Origin of the sequence: Microbulbifer agarilyticus (assembly GCF_019800665.1) — a bacterium.
Lineage (GTDB): Bacteria > Pseudomonadota > Gammaproteobacteria > Pseudomonadales > Cellvibrionaceae > Microbulbifer > Microbulbifer agarilyticus_C.
In genome coordinates, this window is the sequence record NZ_JAHVKO010000003.1 from 870,189 (window position 1) to 894,687 (window position 24,499).

The following is a 24,499-nucleotide window of genomic DNA, read 5'->3' on the forward strand; positions in this document are numbered from 1 at the left end:
AACGCCCACCGAAGTGGGCGTTTTTATGCGGCTAAGCGCTTTTTATCAGAAGCGGTAGGTTACATTGATGGAACCGTGCTCCGAGTTCGGGCGCGCGGTAAGGTTTGCACTCACCCCGATAGCCTCCGCCGCTTGCCAACGCAAGCCAACCAGTGCGCCGGCACCATCTTCGAAGAGTCCGGTGTCTTTGCTGGCGTAGCTCGGCATTGCATTCATGTTGCCAGTCATGGACTTGACGCCCACTTCCAGCATGTCGTTTTCGGTACCGGTGGTGTCTTCGTACCACAGCTGTGCGTGTGCACTCACGTCACCCCAGGCTTTATCGGCGAAAGCACCGAAACGCATGGTGGTGTAGCGGCGCTCCTGGCTGCCGAAGTTCATACCGAACGGGTCAGCCTGCTGGTTGTCGGCACTGGCATAGGTGAACCCATCGATGGCAGCTTCGGTGTAGCCATCCACATCGGCGGTCACCTTGGTTACGCCGGCGAATGGACCAAAGCGCGCTTCACCGCGGGAAATGTTGAGACCGGCGGTGAGGTCCAGAGTGGTGTTTTCACCGCTTGTTTCGCCGTACAGGGTATCCGAGAACTGATCACCCAGCTGGAAGTGACGACCGATTCGATCGTAATCCACATCGGTGATGGTCGCGCTGGCGTCAACGAAGAAGCCATTGGCGTGGTAGCGGGTGAACAGGCTGTAGTTGGTCGAGGTGGACTCGATGTCGCTCTGGTTGTTTTCCAGGGACAGGTCAGAGCGACTCACCGCGAAGCCCAGCTGCAAGTTATCGCGCAGCGCGTAACCGGCACCGATCAGGCCGCCGTTGCCATCGCCACTGGCGGAGGGTGCCAGGTTGTTGTCGTAATCGCTGCTACCGAATACGCCGCTCACAAACACGCCGCTTTCCGCAGTGCGGTAGCGGCTGCTGGCGAAGCTTTCTTCCAGCGCGGCGGTGTGGCTGCGAGAAGCCTGTACGCCCATGTCGGGCAACTGGCCTGCGACCTGCGCGGCGTTAACCACAGAGGTGTAGTAATCCGCGAGCAGTTCCTGGGCGGCCTGGGTGGGGTGTACGGAATCGTTAAACAGCAGCTTGCTGGCGTCCGGTGCGCTGCCGTTTTCGCCGTATACCGGGTGAGGGATACAGTCATTGCCGTTGTAGCACAGTGTGCTTTGGTCAAACTCATCGGAGAAGCCCAGCGCAGCGGCATTTTCCATGGCAATGGTAACTACGCCTTCCATATCTACCATCAACACGCCGTCGATATCGCGGGCCTCCGCCAGTAGGGTGCTATTGAACAAGGTAACGGCATCGCTGGCTTGTGAAAGGGTGCCGTCGATGGCGGCAGCGAGCTGGGCGTCAGCTTCTTCCTGGGTTAGCAAACCGCCGGCAACCGCATTGGCAAGCTGTGCGGCTTCCGGGCTCGCCGCCACCGCCTGGGCAACGGCGGCATACATGCCGGGGGTTTTGCTGATGTCAGGGACATTGGAAACGAGAATATAGTTGGCGCCGGCATCCGATAGCGCGCCGGCACTGTCGGCCAGCATATTGGCGGCGAGGCCAGTTTGCGCACCGAACTGTTCTGCAGTGATGGCGCCACTCAGAGAGGCAGTAAACCCACTCAGCAGATCGTTGCCACCACCGTTAACCCAGTACAGCGCTTTCCCGTCGGCGCGGCCGCGTGTGGTTTCGAGATAACCCAGGCCCAGCGGGTGTGGATTACCGGTAATGCCGGAGTCCGCAACGATTGCGCCAAGCGCATTCGGGTCGCCGGCTAGATACGCGCCGAGTAGGTTCAGATCGGGGTAGAGACCGGTGTCAGTCTCACGGGTCGGGTCCGGCAGCAGGGCACTGACAAAACTATGTGTGTTCACATCGAGGGTGAGCCCTTGCTCGGCGAGGTATTCCATATAGCCGCGGGTACCCAGTATATTCAGCAGTACGTCCGCGGCGCGGTGGCCACCGACGGCCCAGCCGCCGCCGACGTTTGACAGTGACGCGCGCACCTGATCTTCGGGGCTAACAGTTGAAGTAACATCGGGAAGGCACAAGAACAGGCCGGCACAAGACGGGGTGACCGGTCCGAGGCCGAGCTGTTGCGAGAGAATGTCGATGGCTGCTTGCTTGTCGTCACCGCTGGTGAATACACCGGCGTTACCGACATCGGTGAGGCTGTCGCCGAAAGCAACCACTTGAGAAAATGGGGACTCGTCGGCAAGGGCGGTGGTGCTCAGACCGCTGGTGATGGAAGCAAAAGCTATCGCGGCCGCCAGGTTGCGCTTGGCGTTGGGCATGGTTATCTCCTAGCATCGCTACGCGCAGCGCAATCGCTGAGTTTTGTCAGCGTAAGACCTGTGCGTGCATCATTATTTTTATCTGTTAGTAGTCCCAGAAAAACCAGAACTCGTCCGATACTAACCGAGGAAAAATACAGAGTGAACGAAAAGTCGAAACTAAATCTGTCTGATCGGTCACGGCTTGTGGCGCGTGTATCTCGGTAACATCTATGAGGGTTTGAGGGGGCCTACATAGCTAGCGCAGCGTGTGCAGGAACTGCATATGGCGCTCGTACTGGGAGACCATGTCGGTAAGTATCTGTTCAGAGGTCCAGCCCATCACATCGTAATCCTGGCCGCCCTCCTGAAGGTGTACTTCTGCCCGGAAGTAGACATCGTCCGAATCGTCATCAAGGTCGTTATCCAGCTCGCGCTCGGGATGGGCGGCATCTGGTTTCAAGGTGGCCTTGGGGTGCAACCCGTAAATAAAGCTGACCTCGCTTCCTTGCGTTACTTCCAGCTGAATCACGTGATTTTTGCGTTCGGTCACCGATGCCTGGTAGCCATTTTTTTGCATTTCAGCGGCAAACTCTTCCAGCGCCGGTTTACCCGTGTTGTCGATAAAGGCCTGAACCTGGGCCAGGGTGGAAAGCTGTAATGCATTTTCCAAACGCTCCTGCCAGGCCACAGGATTGCGCGCGCTGATGGGGGCCACCGGTGCGTGCTGGCTAATACGTTTGGCACTGTCGGTACGCAGGGCAGTGATCAGCCCGTACATGGCGATCAGCAATATGGCGGAAAAGGGCAGTGCGCTTACAATCACCGCGGTTTGCAGCGAGCCCAGCCCGCCCGCCAGCAAGAGTGCAATGGCCACGGCGCCGATCAGGAAGCACCAGAAGATTCGCTGCCACAGTGGGGTCTCATCCCGTCCATGGGAGGACAGCATGTTGACCACCATTGCCCCCGAATCCGCCGAGGTCACGAAGAACACAATGACCATAACTACCGCGACAAACGAAAATACCGAGGAAAATGGAAACTGCTCGAGGAACTGGAACAGGGCGACGGACTGATCCTGGGAGACGACCTCGCCTAATTGGGTAAGCCCCTGATCGAGGATCATGTGAATGGCGGAATTTCCGAAGAAGGTCATCCACATCATGGTCACCAGCGCCGGTACCAGCATCGCGCCGATCACAAACTCGCGAATGGTGCGTCCGCGGGAGATACGCGCGATAAACAGCCCAACAAACGGTGACCAGGACATCCACCAGCCCCAGTACAGAATGGTCCAGCCCCCCAGCCAATCGGTAGGGGCGTACGCATAGAGGTTGAACGTCTTGTTGATGATTTGCGAGAGGTAACTACCAAAGTTCTGCACAAATGCCTGTAACAGATATACGGTGCTGCCCAGCAGGAGCACCATCAGCAGGAGCAGGACCGCCAACACCATATTGAGTTGTGAGAGCCGCTTGATCCCGGTATCCAGGCCGGTAACCACGGACACGGTAGCGAGTAGAGTGGTCAGCACGATCAGTGCAACCTGCACACCGTTGCCAATGGGCAACCCGAACAGATGATTCAGTCCGGAATTGATTTGCAGTACCCCGTAGCCCAGAGTGGTCGCCACCCCGCACACGGTGCCGACGATGGCAAAGACGTCCACAGCATGGCCCATAGGGCCATAGATACGCTCGCCAATCATTGGATACAGTGCCGAGCGCAGGGTGAGTGGGAGTTTATGCCGGTAGCTGAAGTAGCCAAGTATCAGCGCCACAATCGCGTAAATGGCCCAGGCATGAAAACCCCAGTGGAAGAAGGTGAGTACCATCGCCTGGCGTGCCGCGGTAACGGTACCGGTATCGCCCACTGGTGGGTCCAGGTAATGCATCACCGGCTCGGCGACGCCAAAGAACAGAAGACCAATACCCATGCCGGCAGAAAACAGCATGGCGAACCAGGAAAGAAAGTCGTAATCCGGCTCTGCGTGCTCGGGCCCCAGCTTGATCGCACCAAACCTGGACATGGCAATGGCGATAGTGCCGATCAGCACGATGGCCACGGCGAGTACGTAATACCAGCTCATGTGCTCGACAACCCACGTCTGCAGGTATTTAAACGTGGCAGTGGCGTTATCCGGGGCAAGGACCGCGTAGGCGACGATTAAAAGAAGCACAGCGGTCGCCGAGTAGAAAACCGGTGGGTTGAAGTGCGCCAAGTGTTTACTGCTGTTTCGGCTCATGCCTGACTCGTGTCGCTCTTCGATGAGTTTTTTGGGGATTTAAGGTGTGAGTTTGGTATTATTTTTTCTGTGCTTCGAATAAGCATAGACGAATTTTCTTGGTATAAATGTGCGGAATATAGAAGCACCTTCTTATGTTGTTTATTTCTCGTAACCTGGCACTCCCGCTTGATGAAGTGGAAATGCACGCGATGCGCTCCGGTGGTGCCGGTGGTCAGAACGTCAATAAAGTATCGACCGCTATCCATCTGCGTTTTGATATCGGTGCATCCAGCCTGCCTGCTCCGGTGAAACAGCGTTTGCTGGCGCTGCGCGATCAGCGCATTACCGACGAAGGTGTGATCGTGATCAAGGGGCAGCGGTTTCGCACCCAGGAGAAGAATCGCGCAGATGTGTTGGAAAGACTGCGGGAACTAATTGCCAGTGTTTTGGTAGCACCCAAGAAGCGTATTCCTACAAAGCCCACCAAAGGCTCCAAAGAGCGGCGCCTCAATAGCAAAGCCCGCCGCGGCAAAATTAAATCCATGCGCGGCAAGGTTTCGGATCACTGAAAGTAATACGCAAAAAGCTCACTCGAAAGCACGAACAGAAAGTACAACTAACGCATTACTAAAAAGCACCATGAGCATCCGCTACAACGCGCAAGCGCTAAAAAAATTTGCCAGTACGTTATTTGCCTCAACCGGAATCGCGTCCGACCGGGCCGATATCATGGCGGAAGTGTTTCTGGAAGCCGATCTTATGGGCTTCACCACCCATGGTCTGAATCGGGTAGCGTCCAACCTGCATTGGTTGCAAAGCGGTGCGTCGCGGCTTGCGGGCGAGCCACACGTCTTGCTGGACCGGGGCAATTGTCTGAATTGGGATGCTGAGTTCCTTCCCGGACCCTGGGTCGTTTCGCAAGCGGTTGATGAGGCGCTCGCGCGGGTAAAGCAATATGGTGTTGTCAGTATTGTGATACGTCGTAGCCAGCACATCGCTTGCCTGGCAGCGTACCTTCCTAAAATTCTCGAACGCAATTGTGTCGGGCTGCTCACCTGTTCTACTCCAGCTGAGCGCACCGTTGCCCCTCAGGGCAGTAAAACGCCGCTGTTTTCCGCCAATCCAATCGCCTTTGGTGCGCCCGCTGGCGATTATCCTCTGCTGTTTGATATCAGTATGTCGGCGACCGCTGGCGGCTATGTCGCACGCGCCGAACGGGAAGGAAAAAAGTTACCACATGCCTATCTGAAGGATTCTGCGGGTAATCCCAGTGACGATCCGGCTGCGTTTGCCAATGGCGGCAGCATTCTGCCTGTGGGGGGCATGGATCACGGTTACAAGGGCGCGGCTCTGTCGGCGATGTTGGAAGTGTTGAGTATGGGGCTTGGCGGATACGGGCGAGCGGATGAGGTCGCGCAAGACGACGAAGCCAACTCCGTCTTTATACAGGTTATTGATCCGCAAGCATTCGGTGATTCACAACACTTCTTGCGACAGACTTCGGCCCTTACCGCATTGTGGTCGTCCTGCGAAGCGGATGGCAACGGTGAGATACGTGTACCGGGCAAGCGGGCCTGGGGTTTGCGTCGCGAACAATTACAGCTAGGTGTTTCTCTGTATCCATTGATTGAGCAAGATTTGAAGGTCTTGGCGCAAACATACGATATAACATTTCCCAGTCCAGCAGGCTGATTGTCTTCGGTTATGCATGCGTGATTGCTGCGGACGAAAGTGTGGTGCGATTTTTGAACAGTTTGTGCTGTAAATAGGTGAAACCGAGTGTGGTAGTTTGGAATAAACCGCATGTTTCTATTGGCTCGCCTATCTATATGTTTCGCCACTAGGACACTTCTTTCCCTTCCAGCTTTTATTCAAAACATTTGTTTCCTGATTTTTCGTCATCGAAATGGTTTTTGGCTTTTGTTTGGCGCTATTTTCATTGTGTGCACGATTCGTTGATGCGGCTATCAATTTGCCCTACTCTGGTGCGGCTTTTGTTTTGCGAATAAAAATTGAAGCAGGGTCACACCATTTTTTCCTCGTGTGAGGCGCTGGTGATGGAAGGGTTCCGCTATCGAAATACTGTTTTTCTGTCAGCCATAAGCAGTAACTGAACCCCGATCGATCCCGCTTTCATATAAATAACTAGGAGAGGGACATTCATGCGCGTATTTAAAATTAATGCACTGACCTTGGCGATGGCTGCGGCAACCGCACTGCCAGCGTCTCTGGCGTTTTCCCAACAGGAAGCAGAGCCAGCGAGCGACCAGGAGGTAATGGAAGAAGTTATTACCACCGGTACTCGCAAAGAAGGTGTGGCTCCCACCGAGACTTTGTCGCCGGTCGATGTACTGGGCGGCAATCAATTTTCTGAACAGGGTAATTTTGACCTTACCGAATCGCTGGCCAAGATCGCACCGTCGTTCAACACTCAGCGTTTTCCGATTGCCGATGGTACTGCTTTTATTCGCCCAGTAACCCTGCGCAATCTCTCGCCCGACCAGACCCTGGTACTGGTTAACGGCACCCGTCGTCACCGTTCTGCACTGGTAAACCTGCAGTTGGCCCCGCTGGGTACCACCAACCAGGGTGCGCAGGCCGTGGATTTCGCCGCGCTGCCCTCCATGGCCATCGAGCGCGTTGAAGTACTGCGTGATGGCGCTTCCGCCCAGTACGGTTCCGACGCTATTGCCGGTGTGGTGAACGTAATTTTGAAAGACGATGCGGAAGGCTTCGGCTTGTCTGCCCAGACCGGCGAATACTTTGAGGGTGACGGCACGCGTACCACGCTGGCGGCGAATGGTGGTTTTGCTCTCGGTGAACAGGGCTTCCTGAACGCTACCATCGAACATTCCTCCGCGGATAAAACCTGGCGCGGTGAAGCGCGTCCGGATGCGGTCTATGTTGGCAGCATCGTGGGTAAAGAAAATGTCCCCCTGGATGGCCTCGGCCAGCGCTGGGGTGACCCGGAAGTGGAAGCGCTCAAGTTCTTTGCTAATACCGGCTACGCGCTGAGTGACACTACCGAGCTGTACGGTAACTTCGGTTACTCCAAAAACGAGACCATTTCTGATTTCTTTTACCGTGGTCCGGTACTGGATCCCTCCGCGGAGTTTGGCGCGCGTGAAACATTGCAGGCCGATGGCGACGGCGATTTTATGCCAGACCCCGCACCGCAGTCCCTGGTGGACGATATTATCGCCCAGGGCTTAAACCCGGCTGACTATCTGATGGCGGATAGCAGCAGCACCAGTGGCTATGTACTGCGTAACCCCATTTATACGCAGTTCCCCGGTGGTTATAACCCGTCCTTCGGCGCAGACATTACCGATGTTTCCGCCGTGGTTGGTGCCCGCGGAGAGTGGGACAATGGCATTAGCTGGGATCTGCGCGCACGCACCGCCGAGAGCGAAGTATCCTATGTGCTGGAAAACTCCATTAACCCGAGCCTGGGCATCAACTCGCCGTTGACCTTCAACCCGGGTACCCTGACGCAGGCCGAGACCAGCGTAAATGCGGATTTCGTTAAGCCGGTAGATGTTGCCGCTTTCTCCTCACCATTGAACGTGGCGTTCGGTATGGAATGGCGCGATGAGACCTACAAGATTGGCGCGGGTGACGAAGCCTCCATTGCGGTAGGCCCGACTGCTGCGGTATTTGGCGTGGGCTCCGATGGTTTCCAGGGCTTCCCGGTGGAAGCGGCTGGTGAGTACAGCAGCACCAGTACCGCGGCGTACGTAGATCTGGAAGCGGATGTAACCGACAAACTGCTTCTCGGTGCGGCACTGCGTTTCGAGAATTACGACGAGTTCGGCTCCACCTTTGACTGGAAATTGTCTGCACGTTACGACTTTACCGATAGCTTCGCTCTGCGTGGTACCGCGAACACCGGCTTCCGTGCACCCACTCCGGGCCAGGTGAACACCCTGAACGTCACTACGACTTCTGACTCTTCTGGCAACCTGATCCCCAACGGCACTTACCCGGTAAATCATCCGGTGGCCATGACCCTGGGGGCCAAGGAGCTGACTCCGGAAGAGTCCACCAGCTTTACCCTTGGCGCAGTGTGGAGCCCGTTGGATAACACCAGCGTGACCATCGATTACTACAACATTGCCATCGAAGATCGGCTGGCCCTGCGTAACAACACTATCGGTGCTGCCGATGTGGCTCTGTTGGAAGGTGCTGGCGTAGAGAATGCGGCACTGCTGGAAGGCAGTAACGCCAACTACTTCGTCAATGCATTTGACTCCGATGTGTCGGGTATTGATCTGGCGGTAACCAGCGATTTTGAAATTGGCGGTGGTTCCCTTGTTGTGGATCTGCGCCACAATCACAACAACCAGGATGTGAGCAAGGTTGCGCCTAACACCATCAACGCTTCCCGCGTTTTCGACCTGGAAAACCAGGTGCCAAGCGACCGTACAACCCTGACCTTTGATTATGACGCCGGTGACATGTTTAACGGCTACCTGCGTCTGAACCGTTACAGCGGTTGGGAGAGTACTTTCGGTCTGTTCGGCCCGGGCGATGCTTCCGATGCATCTTCCTACGGCAGCGAAATTCTGGTGGATATCGAAACTACAATCACCCTCGCGGACAACTACAAGGTATCTATCGGTGGTGAAAATATTTTCGATGTTCAGTCGGATGATGAAGCCGATCCGACCCTGCAGTTCCTCGGCGTACGTCAGGCGCTGACGTCACCGTTTGGTTTTAACGGTGGTTTCTGGTACCTGCGCGCGAGTGCAGAATTCTAAGTCTGCAGCTTGCAACAAGGCCTCCCTCGGGAGGCCTTTTTTATTTCTCTCAGTGAAAACTTCGCACCCGCTGGATTTCTTTCCAGGCTAAGCAGTCGAGCTTTTTCCCGATCAGATGGATAACCGAGAGCTGCTGGGTTTCGGCGTCCCGGCTGATCTGCAGATTGCCTTCAATCAATAGCATTTTTCCGCGCAGGATCTCCTTGCGGTAACGCTCCTGTACCTGCTTCCACAGCACCACATTGATTACCCCGGTCTCGTCCTCCAGTGTGAGGAACAGCACCCCGGCAGCGCTGCCCGGGCGCTGGCGGCAGGTAACCAGGCCGAGCACTTTGATTCGTTCGCCATCCCTGAGTGCATCAAGGTCACAAGCGCGTGCCAGGTTGTCAAAACGGCGTTGCTTGCGCAGTAAGGAGATCGGGTGCTCGCGCAATGTCAGGCCGGCGGTTTGATAATCGCTATAGATATTGTCCGATTGGCTGGTTTCCGGCTGGTATTGTGGCGGTGCGGTATGCTCCAACTGGCTGTTTAAAGCCTGCCAGGTACTGTGGAAACGGTTCTCCGAAATACTGTAAAAGCAGTTGGCGTGCGCCAGCACGGCGCTTTGCGCCCGCGGGATATCCACCCGCCGGGTAAAGTCCTGCTGCGATTGAAAGTCGCCTTCCAGCCTCTCGGTCTCGATGGCTTCGGCGGTTTCCTCGGCCAGTCCTTTTACCAGTCGCAGGCCTAGGCGAATGGCTGGTAAAGAATGTTTTGTCAGCGCCAGGCTGTGGTGCCATCCACTGTGGTTCACATCCAGTGGCAGTATTTTTACATTGTGCCGTTGAGCGTCGTACACCAACTGGGCTGGGGCGTAGAAGCCCATCGGCTGGCTGTTCAGCAGGCTACTGTAAAAGGCCGCAGGGTGGTGACATTTAATCCACGCGGAGAAATAGGCGAGCAGGGCAAAGCTGGCGGAGTGGGATTCCGGAAACCCGTAGGAACCAAAGCCTTTCATCTGCTCAAATAATTGCTCCGCCAGACTGTGTTGGTAACCATTCGCCAGCATGCCGTCGATCAGCTTTTCGCGGAATTGCATCAGGTTGCCGTTTTTTCCCCAGCTGGCCATGGCCCGGCGCAGGGAGTCTGCCTGGCCGCCACTGAAGCCTGCGGCAACCATGGACAGTTTGATCACCTGTTCCTGAAAAATGGGCACACCCAGGGTGCGCTCCAGCACCGGGCGCAAATTCTCGTGTGGATAAGTGATCGGCTCCAGTTTCTGTTTACGGCGTAAATACGGGTGTACCATGCCGCCCTGGATCGGCCCCGGGCGCACGATGGCGATCTCGATAACCAGTTCGTAAAAACGGCGCGGTTGCAGGCGTGGCAACATACTCATCTGCGCGCGAGATTCAATCTGAAAAACGCCCACCGTATCTGCTCGACACATCATGTCGTATACCGCCGGGTCGTCTGCGGGAATATCCTGCAGGCGCATTCGGCGCCCATACAGCGCCATATAGTTGAGCGCTTTACGCAGGGCGGTGAGCATGCCGAGGGCGAGGATATCGACCTTCATCAGCTTCAGATCTTCGATATCTTCCTTGTCCCACTGCACGATGGTGCGGTCTTCCATGGCCGCATTTTCAATAGGCACCAGTTGGCTGAGCGGCAGCTCGGTAATGACAAACCCACCCACGTGTTGTGACAGGTGGCGCGGGAAGCCATAGATCTGTTCCAGCAGCTTGGGCAACATGCGCCCGGCGACACTGTTGGGTGCAATGCCTACTTTTTTTAACTGATCGGGGAAGTCTTCCAGCTTGTCCCACCAGCTGCGCTCTGCCTGCAGTTGTTCAATGGTTGCCGCGCCGAGTCCCAGTGCCTTGCCGAGGTCGCGCAGGGCGCTTTTGAAGCGGTAAGTGATCTTGGTGGCTGCCAGACCTGCGCGCTCACGACCGTATTTCTGGTAGATGTATTGGATGATTTCTTCGCGCCGCTCGTGCTCGAAATCCACATCGATATCCGGTGGCTCGTTACGCTCGCGCGAGATAAAGCGCTCGAACAGTAAACCGATTTTGTGTGGGTCAATTTCCGTAATAAACAGGCAGTAGCACACCACCGAGTTGGCCGCAGAGCCACGCCCTTGATAAAGAATGTGCTGCTTGCGCGCGTACTGGACGATGTCGTAAATAGTGAGAAAGTAGTGCTCGTATTTCAGCTCTGCAATCAGCGCGAGCTCGATTTCAATTTGCCGGCGGATACGCTCTTCCGGCCCTTTTGGCCAGCGGATCGGTATGCCGGTTTCCACCAGTTCCCGCAGGTATTCACCGGCGGTTTTATCCTTCGCGATCACCTCCGCGGGATACTGGTATTGCAGTTCACTCAGGCTAAAGGCGCACTGCTCGGCAATGCGCAGGGTATTGTCAATCGCACTCTGTGGATAAAGTGCCGCGATTTCTGGCAGGCTGCGCAGGTAGCGCTCGGCATTCTGTTGCAGGCGATAGCCCAGCTGATCCAGGGTGCAGTTGTGGTAGTTTGCGTTCAGTACATCCTGCAGCGGTTTGCGGCTGCGACTGTGCATTAACACCGCATTGGTGGCCACCAGTGGAAGCTGTTCGGACTTGGCAAAGGCGATCAGTGCCTGCAAGCGCTGGTTTTCACCGGGCAGTAAATGGTGGTGCAGCGCGATATACAGGCGCTCACCAAAATGCTGTTTCAGTTCCCCGGGGATCTTCAGCGGTACTTTTTCTTGTGTACGTTGTTGCGTAATTTGTTGCGTAGTTTCTGGTGGCAGCCACAGGCACAGTGCGTGTTGGCATTGCTGGATGATGTCCGCGAGAAAAGTCTGGTACTGGCCTTTCTCCGCGCGCAGGCGCGAGTTGGAAATCAACTGGCAAATTTCACTGTAGGCCAATCTGTTCGGGGCCAGTAACACCAGTTGCTGGTGCTCTTTTTGCAGGCGAAACAGGCTGCCGCAAATTAACTGGAACGGACGCTCGTGCTGTTCAGCAAGATTTTGCAGTTCGGAGTAGGCGCGCACCACGCCCGCCATGGAGCACTCATCGGTAATCGCCAGCGCGCGATAGCCGAGCTTGTACGCGGTCGCCACCAGTTCCTGTGGATGGGAGGCGCCCTGTAGAAAGGAGAAATTACTCTGACAGAAAAGTTCGGCGTACTGCATACCGATACGTGTCCGCTATGGTGTTACCGGCTTGCTCAGGAATAAACCCCGTGCAGAAACCAGCTTTCTGAGGTCAGGTCCTGGAAGACCCAGTAGAGGCTGCCGTGGCTGCCACGGGCGATGTAATAGTCGCGAGCGTGGCGGCGCTGTTGCCACCAGTAGCCATCGATTCGTTCCGGGCCCTGCAGCAAGTGCAACTCGCCATCGTAAAACAGTTTGTGATCGCGCTGCTGGATACGGTCTGGCCTCGGCAGCAACCAGTTGGGGCGGGGCGCCCGGACCGGGGTGAGGTGATGACCCTTGGCTTTGCTCTGCAAGGTGAGGCTGTCGGCGTTTTGCCAGGCTTGCTCCGGTAGATAGCTTTCTTTCAGGGTGACACCGGAGAGTGCCTGATGCCCAAGGCGCGCCTTGAGCTTATCGATCAGCTGGTAACTTTCGTTGAGCTTGCTGCCCTCGTCGAAGAAATCTTCGCGCAGGTTCTGGTTTTCAATCGGTTGCAGCTGCTGGCACTTGAGTGTCAACGCCTGTACCGGCTCCTTCAATTCCACCCGTTCAAACTGCAGCTTGGTCAGCGCAATCAAACGCTGTGGGTCGAGCAGTGGGCGGGATACCTCCACATTGACCTGCTGCTGGCCGCGGCTGCCGTAATCCAGCACCCAGCACAATTGCTGGCTGTACAGTTGGCGGCGCTGCAGTTGCCGGCAGAGTTCACGTATCAGGCGGCCGGCGGGGAAGAGCAGCTGCTCGCTGTTATCCAGTGGGCTGGGGAAAAACAATTCGTTGTGAAATTCCGCCGGCGGTTCAAAACTGGGCACCGGGTCCGGGCGGGTGCCGTTCAGTTGCGCCAGGTAGCTGATGAAGTTGCGGCCGAAGCGGCTGCCCACTTCCGACAGTGGAATTGCCAGCAACTGGCTGACTCGCTTGATACCCGAGGCATACAACTTGGCAATCGCCTTGTGGTTGCAGTCGAGCAATTTACTGGGGGCAAAGCTGATCCATTGGCGCCACTGCTGTGGGGTGGGGGCGTGTTTGGTTTCGGCCAACCACTGGCGGTGTTCGGGCAACTGGCTCAACAGGTGCGCCGCACTGGGGCTGTGTCCCAGTCCCATAAAGTGGCTTATGCGCATCTTGCGCAGCTCTTTACCCAACTGTTGCAGTAGCGGGCGCAGACCGTGATGCGCCTTGAGGCAGCCACTGATTTCCAGGTACAGGCAGGCAAACTGGTTGTCTGGCTGGTTGTGCTCGCGCTCGGCGCTGCGCGGGGAGACCACCGGGGTAAAGCTATAGGCCCACTGCGCCAATTGCTGAAGGAGCTGCTCTTCCCGCTCCGCATCCCGCTCCAGTAGTTGCAGGCCTGCACAGTAAGCACAGGCGGTAGCAATGCTGAGCCCGGGTTCCACATTCTGGCTATTGGCGGCCTGGTTGGCCTCAATAATCAAACTGCTCTGAGCCACTGCCAGAGGAGTACTGTCACCGGCACGGTGTGCTCGGGTCAGTGCTTCAAGAGGCAATTTGGGGAGCTGGATACAGAGCCAGAGCATGGGTGGTTCCTCTTTGTCTTAAGCCGGGGCGGTCAGTGCAGTGGCTGATCGCGGCGCACCAGATCCGGGTTGCGCGCCAGATGCACGCGCTGGCCGGACTTGCCGCTTAGCTGCTTGAACAGGTGCAGCGCCAGCTGTTCGCCGTCGCTCTTCAGTTGCAGGCGCAGGGCCGCCGGCGACGGTGTTTTTACACAAGAGCCGGGACGGAAGTGGAAATGCAGACAATCACCATCGCGGGCGGCGACCTGCAGGCGACGCAGGTCTTTGTCTGCCGGGGTTTCCTTGCCCTGCCACTGGATCAGCGCACCGCAGGCACCGGACTGCAGAGACTGTTCCGCTGCCCACAGCTGGTCCCGTTGGCCGCGGGGGTGCAGAACCAGCAGTTTCTCCAGCTGTACACCCGCCTGTACCAGTGCTGGGGCGTAGGGAATCAGCGGTGGATTCACCAGAATCACCATCTGCCCCTGGCGGGTGAGCTCGGCCAGGGTTGGCAGGATCAACGACATCTCGCCGATACCCGCCTTGTCGATCAGTAGTTCGGTAGAGGCGGCGCGCGGCCACCCGTGCCCCGTGAGCAGCGCATCCAGGCCGCGGTAGCCAGTACTGATACCGGTACGGCTGCGGCCCTGGCCGCTGGCCAGTTGCCAGATGTCCGGGCGCGTTAGCAACTGCTGCAATGGCTGAGCCTGCTCTTGCCCTGGAGGTAGGGGCTCGTTGTTGGCCTGTTTAGCTAACTGCTTGTTTTGCAAAAAGTTTTCGGCGCTGTTCACGATTGGCTCGCTCCACACGGGTGGTCTGTCGGTGTTGAACTGTATGTGTATACAGTTGTTACTGGCAATTTATACAGTACTCATCCAGTATCGGCAAGCCTGTACCAAGTGAGTTGACACTTTTTTGCACAGGGCAAAACCGCTATGATTCGGCCTCTTTAATGACCGCCAGATATGAACAAGTGAGGGGGCAGGGTGAGTATCAAATCCGATAAGTGGATTCGTCGTATGGCTGAGAATGAGGGCATGATCGAGCCCTTCGAGCCGGGCCAGGTACGCCACGGGGCCTCCGGCGACCGCCTGATCTCCTACGGCACCTCGAGCTACGGCTACGATGTACGCTGTGCCAGTGAGTTCAAGATCTTCACCAACGTGCACTCCGCCACCGTGGACCCCAAGGCCTTTGATGAAGACAGCTTCGTCGACGTCGAGGGTGACTACTGTGTAATCCCGCCCAACTCCTTTGCGCTGGCGCGTACCGTCGAGTACTTCCGCATCCCGCGCTCGGTGCTGACCGTGTGCCTGGGTAAGTCCACCTATGCGCGCTGCGGCATCATCGTGAACGTGACCCCGCTGGAACCAGAGTGGGAAGGGCACGTGACCCTGGAATTCTCCAACACCACCAACCTGCCGGCGAAGATCTACGCTAATGAAGGCGTGGCGCAGATGCTGTTCTTCGAGTCCGATGAAATCTGCGATGTTTCCTACAAGGATCGCGGTGGTAAATACCAGGGCCAGCGCGGCGTAACCCTGCCGAAGACCTGATTCGACTCCTGATTCGACTGAAGAATGACAGACCTCCCCACCCAGGCCGATGTACTGATCATCGGCGCCGGCGCCGCCGGCCTGATGTGTGCCTCGGTGGCGGGCAAGCGTGGCCGCAGCGTGCTGGTGCTGGACCACGCCAACAAGGTCGGCAAGAAAATCCTGATGTCCGGCGGCGGCCGCTGCAATTTCACCAACCTGTACACGGCGCCGGACAACTTCTACAGCGAAAACCCGCACTTCTGTAAATCCGCGCTGGCCCGCTACACCCAGTGGGACTTTATCGCGCTGGTGGAAAAGCACGGTATTCCCTACCACGAGAAAACCCTCGGCCAGCTGTTCTGCGATAACAAATCCCGGGACATTGTCGACCTGTTGTTGACGGAATGCCGCGAAGCCAAAGCGCAGATCCGTACCCGTTGCGATATCCAGCGAATCGAACCCCTCGAGCCGCAGGGCTTTGCCGTGCACACCTCTTTGGGCAAGGTACTTTGCACCTCGCTGGTGATTGCCACCGGTGGTTTGTCGATTCCGACCATGGGCGCCACCGGCTTTGGCTACGAGCTGGCACGTCAGTTTGGCCACAACGTTATTCCCACCCGCGCCGCCCTGGTGCCCTTTACCCTGAATCAGCGCGCATTAAACCGGCAGCAGGAGTTACCGGGCACCTCACTTGCGGTAAACGCGAGTTGTGCACAGGGCGCCTTTCAGGAACAAATGCTGTTTACCCACAAGGGGTTGAGTGGCCCAGCCGTACTCCAGATTTCCAGCCACTGGAAAGAAGGCATGCCGGTGACCTTTGATCTGGCTCCGGGAGTGGATCTGTCCGATTGGCTGGCGGAGCAGCGCAGCAACAAGCCGGAGACTTCCCTGCATACGGCACTGGCGGAACTGTGGAGTAAAAAACTGGTGCAGTTTTTTCTGCACAGAAACGGCCTGCAAACGAAGCCGCTCAAGCAATACACAGATAGCGAACTGCGCACGGTGGCAGAAAAGCTGCAAACCTGGACGCTGATACCAGAAGGCACTGAAGGGTACCGTACTGCAGAAGTTACCCTCGGTGGTGTAGACACCAATGAGGTGTCATCCCGCAGTATGGAAAGCATGAAACAGCCGGGACTGTACTTTATCGGCGAAGTGCTGGATGTAACCGGTTGGCTCGGCGGGTTTAACTTTCAATGGGCCTGGGCGTCCGCTCATGCTGCTGGCGGTGAGGTTTAATGCTCGTCTCAGTGTCTTAACGTCAGTACGCCTAAATGACGTTAGTGAATGAGCCAACAACTCGATGCACTTGAAGCCCTTATTGGGTTTAAAGCTAAAACAAGTTGCTCATGTTCGTTGTCGATTCCCTTATTAAATTGGGGCGTTTACTCCGGAAGAATTTGGACAAAAAAATAGCCCGCAAATTGCGGGCTATTTCATATCTTGTGCCAGTGAATTACATCTTTTCGCTTAGCGGAAGGTGCTCATTCAGGAAGCTTACGTACGCTTCTGACGCAGTAATACGGTTGGCTTTTTTACGGAAACCGTGGCCCTCATCAGGAAACAATACATACTCAACCGGCACGTTATTCTTGCGAATGGCCTCAACCATTTCATCGCTTTCAACCTGCAAAACGCGCGGATCGTTTGCGCCTTGTACTACCAGTACAGGGTTGTCGATTTTGTCGGCATGAAACAGTGGGGAAATGCGGCGATGGCGCTCGGCATCTGTTGCCGGGTCACCCATTTCATCATATAACGCCTTCTTGAAAGATTCCCACCAGGGCGGAATGCTTTGCAAGGTGCGCTCCCAGTTGGTAACGCCGAAAATGTTGATCCCCGCTTCGAATTCATCGGTAAACGCCATCGCTGCCATCGTCAGGTAACCGCCATAGCTGCCGCCTATCACTGCGATCTTGTCCTGGTCAACCCAGTCCAGGGACTGCAGGTACTTCTTGCCGTAGACAATATCCTGCAGATCATCTTCCCCATGCTTTTTATCATCAAGGTGGAAAAACGTCTTGCCGTAACCGGATGAACCACGGTTGTTGACTGCAAACAGCGCATATCCCTGGTTGACCAGGTGTTGCTTGGCAGCGCTGTAGCCAGTGCGGGACTGACCACCGGGGCCACCGTGAATCCAGATCAAAGCCGGGGCTTTATTCTCAGCACTGGCACCCTGCGGTTTGTACAGAAGACCGGGAATTTCAAGCTCATCAAAACTCGGGAAACGCACCACATCACTGGCAACCAGGTTTTGCTCACTGATTTCCGGGTTAAGGGTATCTGTCAGTCGGCTTACCTTGTCTGCACCAAACTCGTAGCTATACAGGTTTGAAGGTGCAGTATCGGAGTTCACGTAAAACACCATGGACTTGCCATCATTGGCAAAGTTCACACCGCGCAGATCCCCGGCGGGCAGGTGCGGCAGGCTTAGGGCTTTGCCTGAGCGCTGGTCGACAATATCCAGTTTGGTCTGCGCATCTTCATTGGTACCGATTACGCGGAAATTGCCATCTTTGGAGTAGTAAACGAAGGATACATCCCAGTCTGCACTGAACAGTGGGGAGCGCTCTCCGGTAGCAATATCGTAACTCCATGCCTGGCGATACTCGGTAGCCTCATTGGTACCGTACACCAGCTTGCTGCTGTCTGGCGTAAACGTATAGGCAGAATACTCTACGTTGCCTTCATGCGGGGTGATATGCACTGCAGTTTTCTCTTCCGATTGGAGGTCCACCAGGAAGAGGTCAGAGTCCGCATTGCTGTTCGCCTTCGTCATGACCAGCCAGCGCCCATCGCGGCTCACTGTATCTAGGTTCAGTGTGTCTGTATTCTCGAATACACGGGCTCGCTCATACCCGTCTGTGGAATAGGCATAGAGATCGAACGCGCGCTCGTCTCGCTCGTTAGTCGCAACATAGAACTGCTTGTCGTCCTCATGCCAGCTGAAAAACTGGGCCTTGAGCTTGTCACCGGGCGTGAGATCTTTCGCTTCACCGCTTTTTTCCAGAACGTACAGGTGGTTCAGCTCATTACCACCCTGGTCTGCGGTATACAGAATTCGCTCATCCTGTGGAAACCAGCTCACACCGAAAATTGTGTCCTTGTCAGACTGAGTTAGTGCCACAGGCGCTGATCCATCCAAAGGATAGCGGTAAGCGTTGAATACTCCGGACTCATCGCTGCTGACCAGCACCGCCGAATTGTCATGGTTGATGGACGAACCGAAAACCGTAGTGGTTTGGAAAAATTGCTCTGCGGAATAACGCTCAAAAGAAGCGGTAGACCCGGTGGCATCAGTAACCGTGGTGGCTTCAGCCCCCCCGGTATCTGCTTTATCCGTGACATCGGGAGAATCTGGCGTACAGGCCTGGAGGCAAAACAACAACGCTCCAAGAGATATGGCATTAAGAGTTGTTTTCATTGTGAAGCTCGGTGGATTGAAGTGAGTTATTAAGGTTAACAAACAAGTGTCCGAAAAATGTGATGGGGCTCACAAAGGGTTGGCGGTATCGAATGGGTCAAGAGGCATGAGTATTCTTCACAATTAATTAAGCTATGTATCCCGTTGCTCGTGTCTTATCCCGCCAGCATTGCATCTATAAATGGCTGTAAGTCACAGGTTTTCTTTTTTCAGTCGAAAACTCCGCCATCAAATCGATTCCATCCCCTTTTTCCTCTTGCAGTGATGACACGAGCGCACGTATAAGAAAGATATATTGATATGTAGATATGTTGTTATATCAATATATTTTTATATTGGTTGTAGCGCCCGTCATTTCGCAGCTCTGTTAACTCAGGAATTTAATCGTCTCCCTTAATTCGGGGCGGCAACGGCTTGATGTGGTGTTCATAAAAATAATCAGCAGTCTCCAGGAGAATATTGTGATTTTGACCAAATTGATCAGAGGTTTTGTATTCGCGAGTGTTGTGTTTTCTTTCCATCAGTCGGCAGTAGCCGATGCCCAGAGCGAAGTGGATGCTGCGATGACCTCATCGCCGTCCGTCGCGGTTTTCCAGAAACGCAACTTTGTGGGCGTTTCCCTGTTCTTTGGCTTTGAGCCGATTGCCCCGATTTCAAACCGCGGCGTGATCGTGTATCCCGGTGCATTCCAGGATCCCCGCGCCTATGCGCCGATTGCCCGTCACTTTGCTGATCAGGGCTACTACGCTGCTGTCGTTACTCCACCATTTAACTTTGGCTTCCTTGGCACTCACTACGGTACCTATGTGAAGAATCACTGGCGCGATGATGTTGCGGATTGGGTTGTGGCTGGACACTCGTTGGGCGGTACAGTGGCTGCTCTATGGGTAGACAGCAACCGAGCGCCCTCCGATGGTATTGCCGGGCTGGTTCTGCTTGCTGCATATCCGGATGCATTAACCAACCTGTCTGATATACAAATTCCGGTAACTTCAATCTGGGGCAGTGTGGATGGCCTCACTACTGAAAGCGATATTGAGGGCAGCAAGAACCAGTTACCGGCCAGTACCAACTACGTACGTATTGAAGGCGGCAACCACACACAGTTTTATTACTCCGATACCCTGCAGAATAATGACAACCCAGCACAGATCTCACGAGAGGCACAGCAGCTGATCGTCGAGCGTGAAATCGCCGCGATGCTTAACTAAATCGCTGTGTAGAAGTGAATAAAAACCAGTGCTAGGCACCGGTTTTTTTATGGAACAGCAGACGCAGACATTAATTCCATTAGTATTCGTCGTTATAACTCTCAGACCAGACGCCTTCTATTGACCCTAGTCTAGGGGAAATGCACCGAATTAATGAGCCAAGGCTAACATCTAAAGAAAATCTGCCCTAAGTTGTTGATTTATATAGGGGGGGAGATCGTGTTCAAGAGCCGTCGGTTGACTGGAGCGACTTGAGCCAATGGCTTGCTATTTCTGGTTGCGATTTGATCAAAAAACTGTAACCTGTTGGAAATTAAGAAATTATTATCGAGCCTGACGTATCCCGAGCTGGAAATAGTAGCCAGGTAGATATAGAGCCAGTGGCTCATGAATAAACTGTTAAGTGAGTCTGGAGTAGTGATCATGGAAAGACGTGTAAAAGTCACAATTGGAGCGTTGGCTGTCTTGCTATCAATTGTTGCCTACTATTTTGGTGCGGCCGTGTTTACTCCTGCTGTACTTCTGTCTTTGGTATCAGCACCATTAGCGGTATTCTCATTATTTAATGGAGTGTGGCGGCTTGGTTTCTTAGCATTATATTTTTCCATCGGTGCAGTAGTAATATCGCCCGCTATTGGGCTTTCTGCGCAAGTATCAGATAGCTTATTTGTCATCACGTCATGCGTAGGTTTAATAATTTCTGTGGTCCTTTGGGTCAGCTGGCGTCGCAGCAATAAAGTCACTTAACAAGGCCAGGCAAATGGCTCCGGGCCTATGGCCCTCCGCGGGACAACCTACCTTGTGCACCTTTTGCGCAGGTCGCTTTGCTCCCATTATTGCGCAAAACGCGCACAAGGTAGGCTGCCCCTGCTGGCGGCGTTAGGCATTCGGAGATTTGAAATGGACTTCCGAGTATTGGCTTCAATATTACCCGTTACACCTATGTTACTTATAGGTGCCCCAGTTGTGCTCAAGTTCGCGGAGCAGTTAATGAGGGGGTACAATATCTGGCAAAATAACCTAATAATTATTTGCTATGTTTTTGGTTTCGTAGGCGTAATTGGTTTAGTTTTTGCCAGTCTAGAGCGCACTTACACTGATCCTGTTCGCGCTAAACGCACTTTGAAGCTTTTAGTTTTTGGGCTAGCTTCGGCCGTGTTGAGTGTCATCCTGGTTCTGACCGCAGGGATAGGTAATAGGTTGGTTCCTATTGTTGTAATATTTTGTGTGGCGAGTCCCTTCGTGACAGGAATATACGTATTTTTCAAGCTCCGTCAGGTTGCCCATGCCTAACAAACGCAAGCAAGATGCTCCGGCCCTTTGGGCCTCCGCGGGACGCCCAACGCTATGCACATTTTGTGCGGGTCGCTGCGCTCCCAGTTTCGCACAAAATGCGCACAGCATTGGTCGCCCCTGTTGCGGGCGTTATGCGTAGAAGCAGATGAATGCACATCGAGTGAATATTGTTGGATTGCTGCAGCTGATCGCGAGCGAAGAGGAGCAGGAAAGGTACCAAGAAGAAGTTCCGTTTGTTAGCGTTCCAAACGAAATGTGCTGTCAATGGTTTGATGACTTTTATCATCCTGATTTCAATGAGTTCGTAGCTGAGTTTACCGAAGAAGAGCTTCGGTCATTCAGTGAGTTCAATGAACTTTATGAAAAACATGTTGATTCATTACCGGAAATTTTGGATGACTTAAAAAAACATAGTGGCTGGGTAGAAGTCTCAGCGTTGGCAAATGAAATTGTTCAGTTATATGGCTGGAAGAATTTGACGCTTGAGTATGATCCAGAGTAAAACGCATAACAAGCCGCTGCACACCGACAAATACTGCTACGCTCGTTTTTGTGTGTCGCTGTGCTCCACTTTACACAAAAACGCTCTCCGCAGTTTTTGCGGGTGAGCGGGGCGTTATTGGTGCCGGTCGGTATTTTTTTGTTTTTCGTGGTTGCTGAAATTTCAGTGCCACTAAATAGCTTCCAATATTGAGCCGTTTTGGTCGGTTGCTATTCAATCAGTTCCGTTCTTAGAGTGTTCGGTCTGTTTCAGTAGAAGAGGGCAGTCCGGAGTTATCTTTTGGGGTGCCAGTAAGATGGAAAATAGTTGGGGAAAGTGCGGTATTCTTTCCTCGTAAATTTTAGGCAGTGGCCAGCCAAGTCGTGGCTGGCATAGTGCTAGTAGCTGGTTCAGAGTGCGGCCGCAATAACCAAGCTAGGCAAGATCGCCCAAGGCCCCTGTGGGGCCCCGGGCTGGACAGCCTACGCTGCGCTCCGGCTGCCCCTGCTAGCGGCGTTATGTGTCTTTTAGAATTCAACACCTGATTCCATGATGGTGATAGTGGAATCAGGGATTTATGTTTCACCAATTACATTTGTGAATATTATGAGTACAGGAACCGTAAAGTGGTTTGATTCTGAAAAAGGCTATGGCTTCATCTCTCCAGAAGATGGAAGCAAAGATCTTTTTGTCCACCATTCAGAAATTCAGGCCGGCGGTGGCTATGCGAGCCTAGAAGATGGTCAAAAAGTCGAGTACGTAGTTGGGCAAGGCCAGAAAGGCCCATGCGCTACTAAAGTTGTAGCTCAGTAGGTCGCAACACATAACAAGGCCGGGCAATTTGCTCCCGGCCTTCGGCCCTCCGCGGGACAGCTTACCTTATGCACCTTTTGCGCTGGTCGCTTTGCTCCCATTTTTGCGCAAAACGCGCATAAGGTAAGCTGCCCCTGCCGGCGGCGTTACAAGTCCTATCGAATCCGGAGATTAAAATGAGCTGGTGGGCATTGATTGTTGGGGCTGGCATGATTTTGGTAGGACTAAGGTGGTGTGTTACTAAAAAAATAAAAAGAAGTCTTTTCCCTTTCAGTAGGGATAGTCGCTACCTTACTGGCGTTCCGGCTTTTTCTTGCGGTGTTATTGCTATAGCAAATGGCATGCTCGTTATCTTAGTCAATTCAGAGTTCATGCAAGTAGATAGGTGCCTAGACCTAGGCGGCAATTATAATTATGAGAGCCGTAGTTGCAGCTTCGCTAGTGAAAACTTGTAACAAGGCCGGGCAACTTGCTCCGGGCCTGCGGCCCTCCGCGGGACAGCTTACCTTGTGCACCTTTTGCGCAGGTCGCTGCGCTCCAATTTTTGCGCAAAATGCGCACAAGATAAGCTGCCCCTGCCGGCGGCGTTAGGTGTACTAGAAATGAGTGCATTGCTAGATGATTTCATTCGCCACGAGCTTTCTGATCACTTAGTTGGGCTGATCAAGGCCACGGTTGCAGAGGCTCAGATTAATCCGGAAATAGCGCTTCGAGAATTTAATGGAAACGTATTTGATCTTGCATTTAATTTTAAAAGATCAGAGGTCATCATAACCAACATCCTAGAAACGGATTCAGAAGGGGTAGAGAGTCTTTCAGTCGATCAGTTTCTAACAGCTATAGGCGCGAAGGTTTGAGCCTCGTATCACCTAACAAGGCCAGGCAGGTAGCTCCGGGCCTCTGGCCCTCCGCGGGACAACTTACCTTGTGCACCTTTTGCGCAGGTCGCTGTGCTCCCATTTTCGCGCAAAAGGTGCACAAGGTAAGCTGCCCCTGCTGGCGGCGTTAAGTGAGAATAGACATTGAGAATATTGAAATTTCTTGGAGTCTTCTGGGTATTTATTTTATCTATATATATCTGGAATCCGTCGAAAACTAATACTTATGATCCTAGAGCAAGGCTACTAGGATTTATGTTTTTCCATATACCGTCTAGTTCGATGTATCCGAGCATCGAAAAGAATAGTTACGTTTTCGTGACGACATTCTCGTATCTATTCTCAGAGGTAGGTGGCGGTGAGATAATCGTGTATAGGCCCCCGAACGCTGACACGCAATTCCTGGGAAGAGTTATGGCCGTTTCAGGTGATAAGGTTGAAGTTAAAAATTCATCTGTCATTTTAAATGGTGAGGCTCTAGAAGAAAATTATATAAATGATGAAGTTACAAAATGCTTGTATAGTGAATTTTCAGAGACAACTGTGCCTGACGGTTATATGTTCGTGCTCGGTGATAATCGCTGCAATAGTTTGGACTCTAGGTCGTTTGGCTTTGTTTCAGAAAAGAATTTGGTTGGCAAGGTAACCGCGAGCATCTAAGTCCAGTTGTGGTACCCTCACTTAACAAACGCAAGCAATGTGCTCCGCCCCTTCGGGCCTCCGCGGGACGCCCAATGCCATGCACCTTTTGTGCTGGTCGCTGTGCTCCCATTTTTGCACAAAACATGCATAGCATTGGTCGCTGATCTGAAACCACTTTCGTGGACGGTATTTTTATCCACGAAAGAGGTCCAGTATGGGACAAACAAAAAAGCGTAATTACGATCGTTATACTCTGGCTTATAAGCTTCAAGCCGTTA

17 protein-coding genes are annotated in these 24,499 nt (G+C 54.0%); 11 read left to right on the forward strand and 6 right to left on the reverse strand.

The window, feature by feature from the left end; translation table 11 throughout:
* Positions 1-45: 45 nt before the first annotated feature.
* Positions 46-2,289: an autotransporter outer membrane beta-barrel domain-containing protein gene (locus tag KUV22_RS09305; protein ID WP_222230358.1), complete on the reverse strand. Its 2,244-nt coding sequence runs from the start codon at positions 2,287-2,289 to the stop codon at positions 46-48.
* Between the two features lie 238 nt (positions 2,290-2,527).
* Complete coding sequence (locus tag KUV22_RS09310) at positions 2,528-4,513, reverse strand: BCCT family transporter (protein ID WP_222230359.1); 1,986 nt, start codon at positions 4,511-4,513, stop codon at positions 2,528-2,530.
* Between the two features lie 134 nt (positions 4,514-4,647).
* Here KUV22_RS09310 and arfB point away from each other — a divergent pair, with 134 nt between their 5' ends.
* The 3 genes from arfB (at position 4,648) to KUV22_RS09325 (ending at position 9,255) form a co-directional block, all read left to right on the forward strand.
* Positions 4,648-5,064, forward strand: a complete 417-nt coding sequence (gene arfB, locus KUV22_RS09315; RefSeq protein WP_222230361.1) for an alternative ribosome rescue aminoacyl-tRNA hydrolase ArfB — start codon at positions 4,648-4,650, stop codon at positions 5,062-5,064.
* 70 nt (positions 5,065-5,134) lie between these two features.
* Positions 5,135-6,187: an Ldh family oxidoreductase gene (locus KUV22_RS09320; RefSeq protein ID WP_222230362.1), complete on the forward strand. Its 1,053-nt coding sequence runs from the start codon at positions 5,135-5,137 to the stop codon at positions 6,185-6,187.
* A gap of 470 nt (positions 6,188-6,657) precedes the next feature.
* A complete protein-coding gene (locus KUV22_RS09325; protein WP_222230364.1) occupies positions 6,658-9,255 on the forward strand; it encodes a TonB-dependent receptor plug domain-containing protein in 2,598 nt (865 codons plus the stop codon).
* 49 nt (positions 9,256-9,304) lie between these two features.
* Here KUV22_RS09325 and KUV22_RS09330 read toward each other — a convergent pair whose 3' ends face one another.
* Genes KUV22_RS09330 through imuA form a run of 3 tightly spaced genes read right to left on the reverse strand, consistent with a single transcriptional unit; the run spans position 9,305 to position 14,726 of the window.
* Positions 9,305-12,415 carry an error-prone DNA polymerase gene (locus KUV22_RS09330; RefSeq protein WP_222230366.1) on the reverse strand — a complete coding sequence of 1,037 codons (3,111 nt, stop codon included), beginning with the start codon at positions 12,413-12,415 and terminating at the stop codon, positions 9,305-9,307.
* Positions 12,416-12,450: 35 nt separating this feature from the next.
* Complete coding sequence (locus KUV22_RS09335) at positions 12,451-13,956, reverse strand: Y-family DNA polymerase (RefSeq protein ID WP_222230368.1); 1,506 nt, start codon at positions 13,954-13,956, stop codon at positions 12,451-12,453.
* A 32-nt stretch (positions 13,957-13,988) separates the two neighbouring features.
* Entirely contained in the window at positions 13,989-14,726 is a 738-nt protein-coding gene (gene imuA, locus KUV22_RS09340) for a translesion DNA synthesis-associated protein ImuA (RefSeq protein WP_222230370.1), read from the reverse strand.
* Positions 14,727-14,921: 195 nt separating this feature from the next.
* Here imuA and dcd point away from each other — a divergent pair, with 195 nt between their 5' ends.
* Both dcd and KUV22_RS09350 read left to right on the forward strand, forming a co-directional pair.
* A complete protein-coding gene (gene dcd, locus KUV22_RS09345; protein ID WP_010132174.1) occupies positions 14,922-15,491 on the forward strand; it encodes a dCTP deaminase in 570 nt (189 codons plus the stop codon).
* A 24-nt stretch (positions 15,492-15,515) separates the two neighbouring features.
* On the forward strand, positions 15,516-16,712 hold the full coding sequence (locus KUV22_RS09350; protein WP_222230373.1) for a BaiN/RdsA family NAD(P)/FAD-dependent oxidoreductase: 1,197 nt from the start codon (positions 15,516-15,518) through the stop codon (positions 16,710-16,712).
* A gap of 217 nt (positions 16,713-16,929) precedes the next feature.
* Here the strand turns inward: KUV22_RS09350 and KUV22_RS09355 are convergent, their stop codons facing one another.
* Positions 16,930-18,900, reverse strand: coding sequence for a S9 family peptidase (locus KUV22_RS09355; RefSeq protein WP_222230375.1), 1,971 nt, complete (start codon positions 18,898-18,900; stop codon positions 16,930-16,932).
* A 461-nt stretch (positions 18,901-19,361) separates the two neighbouring features.
* Between KUV22_RS09355 and KUV22_RS09360 the strand changes: the two genes are divergently transcribed.
* The 6 genes from KUV22_RS09360 (at position 19,362) to lepB (ending at position 24,239) form a co-directional block, all read left to right on the forward strand.
* The gene (locus tag KUV22_RS09360) at positions 19,362-20,111 is read left to right on the forward strand and encodes an alpha/beta hydrolase (protein WP_222230377.1); all 750 of its coding nucleotides are present in this window, start codon (positions 19,362-19,364) and stop codon (positions 20,109-20,111) included.
* Positions 20,112-20,534: 423 nt separating this feature from the next.
* A complete protein-coding gene (locus KUV22_RS09365; RefSeq protein WP_222230378.1) occupies positions 20,535-20,858 on the forward strand; it encodes a hypothetical protein in 324 nt (107 codons plus the stop codon).
* Between the two features lie 694 nt (positions 20,859-21,552).
* A complete protein-coding gene (locus KUV22_RS09370) occupies positions 21,553-21,909 on the forward strand; it encodes a hypothetical protein (protein WP_222230379.1) in 357 nt (118 codons plus the stop codon).
* Positions 21,910-22,494: 585 nt separating this feature from the next.
* On the forward strand, positions 22,495-22,701 hold the full coding sequence (locus KUV22_RS09375) for a cold-shock protein (RefSeq protein ID WP_222230474.1): 207 nt from the start codon (positions 22,495-22,497) through the stop codon (positions 22,699-22,701).
* A 602-nt stretch (positions 22,702-23,303) separates the two neighbouring features.
* A complete protein-coding gene (locus KUV22_RS09380; RefSeq protein ID WP_222230381.1) occupies positions 23,304-23,558 on the forward strand; it encodes a hypothetical protein in 255 nt (84 codons plus the stop codon).
* A 174-nt stretch (positions 23,559-23,732) separates the two neighbouring features.
* Positions 23,733-24,239: a signal peptidase I gene (lepB, locus tag KUV22_RS09385; protein ID WP_261319360.1), complete on the forward strand. Its 507-nt coding sequence runs from the start codon at positions 23,733-23,735 to the stop codon at positions 24,237-24,239.
* Positions 24,240-24,499 lie beyond the last annotated feature (260 nt).

Bases quoted from the DNA above. Each gene is read 5' to 3' on its own strand.
- KUV22_RS09325 (WP_222230364.1), top strand. From the start codon at position 6,658: ATGCGCGTATTTAAAATTAATGCACTGACCTTGGCGATGGCTGCGGCA.
- KUV22_RS09310 (WP_222230359.1), bottom strand. From the start codon at position 4,513: ATGAGCCGAAACAGCAGTAAACACTTGGCGCACTTCAACCCACCGGTT.
- KUV22_RS09380 (WP_222230381.1), top strand. From the start codon at position 23,304: ATGAGTGCATTGCTAGATGATTTCATTCGCCACGAGCTTTCTGATCAC.
- KUV22_RS09375 (WP_222230474.1), top strand. From the start codon at position 22,495: ATGAGTACAGGAACCGTAAAGTGGTTTGATTCTGAAAAAGGCTATGGC.
- KUV22_RS09305 (WP_222230358.1), bottom strand. From the start codon at position 2,289: ATGCCCAACGCCAAGCGCAACCTGGCGGCCGCGATAGCTTTTGCTTCC.
- KUV22_RS09365 (WP_222230378.1), top strand. From the start codon at position 20,535: ATGGAAAGACGTGTAAAAGTCACAATTGGAGCGTTGGCTGTCTTGCTA.
- KUV22_RS09330 (WP_222230366.1), bottom strand. From the start codon at position 12,415: ATGCAGTACGCCGAACTTTTCTGTCAGAGTAATTTCTCCTTTCTACAG.
- KUV22_RS09355 (WP_222230375.1), bottom strand. From the start codon at position 18,900: ATGAAAACAACTCTTAATGCCATATCTCTTGGAGCGTTGTTGTTTTGC.
- KUV22_RS09335 (WP_222230368.1), bottom strand. From the start codon at position 13,956: ATGCTCTGGCTCTGTATCCAGCTCCCCAAATTGCCTCTTGAAGCACTG.
- KUV22_RS09320 (WP_222230362.1), top strand. From the start codon at position 5,135: ATGAGCATCCGCTACAACGCGCAAGCGCTAAAAAAATTTGCCAGTACG.
- KUV22_RS09350 (WP_222230373.1), top strand. From the start codon at position 15,516: ATGACAGACCTCCCCACCCAGGCCGATGTACTGATCATCGGCGCCGGC.
- arfB (WP_222230361.1), top strand. From the start codon at position 4,648: ATGTTGTTTATTTCTCGTAACCTGGCACTCCCGCTTGATGAAGTGGAA.
- KUV22_RS09370 (WP_222230379.1), top strand. From the start codon at position 21,553: ATGAATGCACATCGAGTGAATATTGTTGGATTGCTGCAGCTGATCGCG.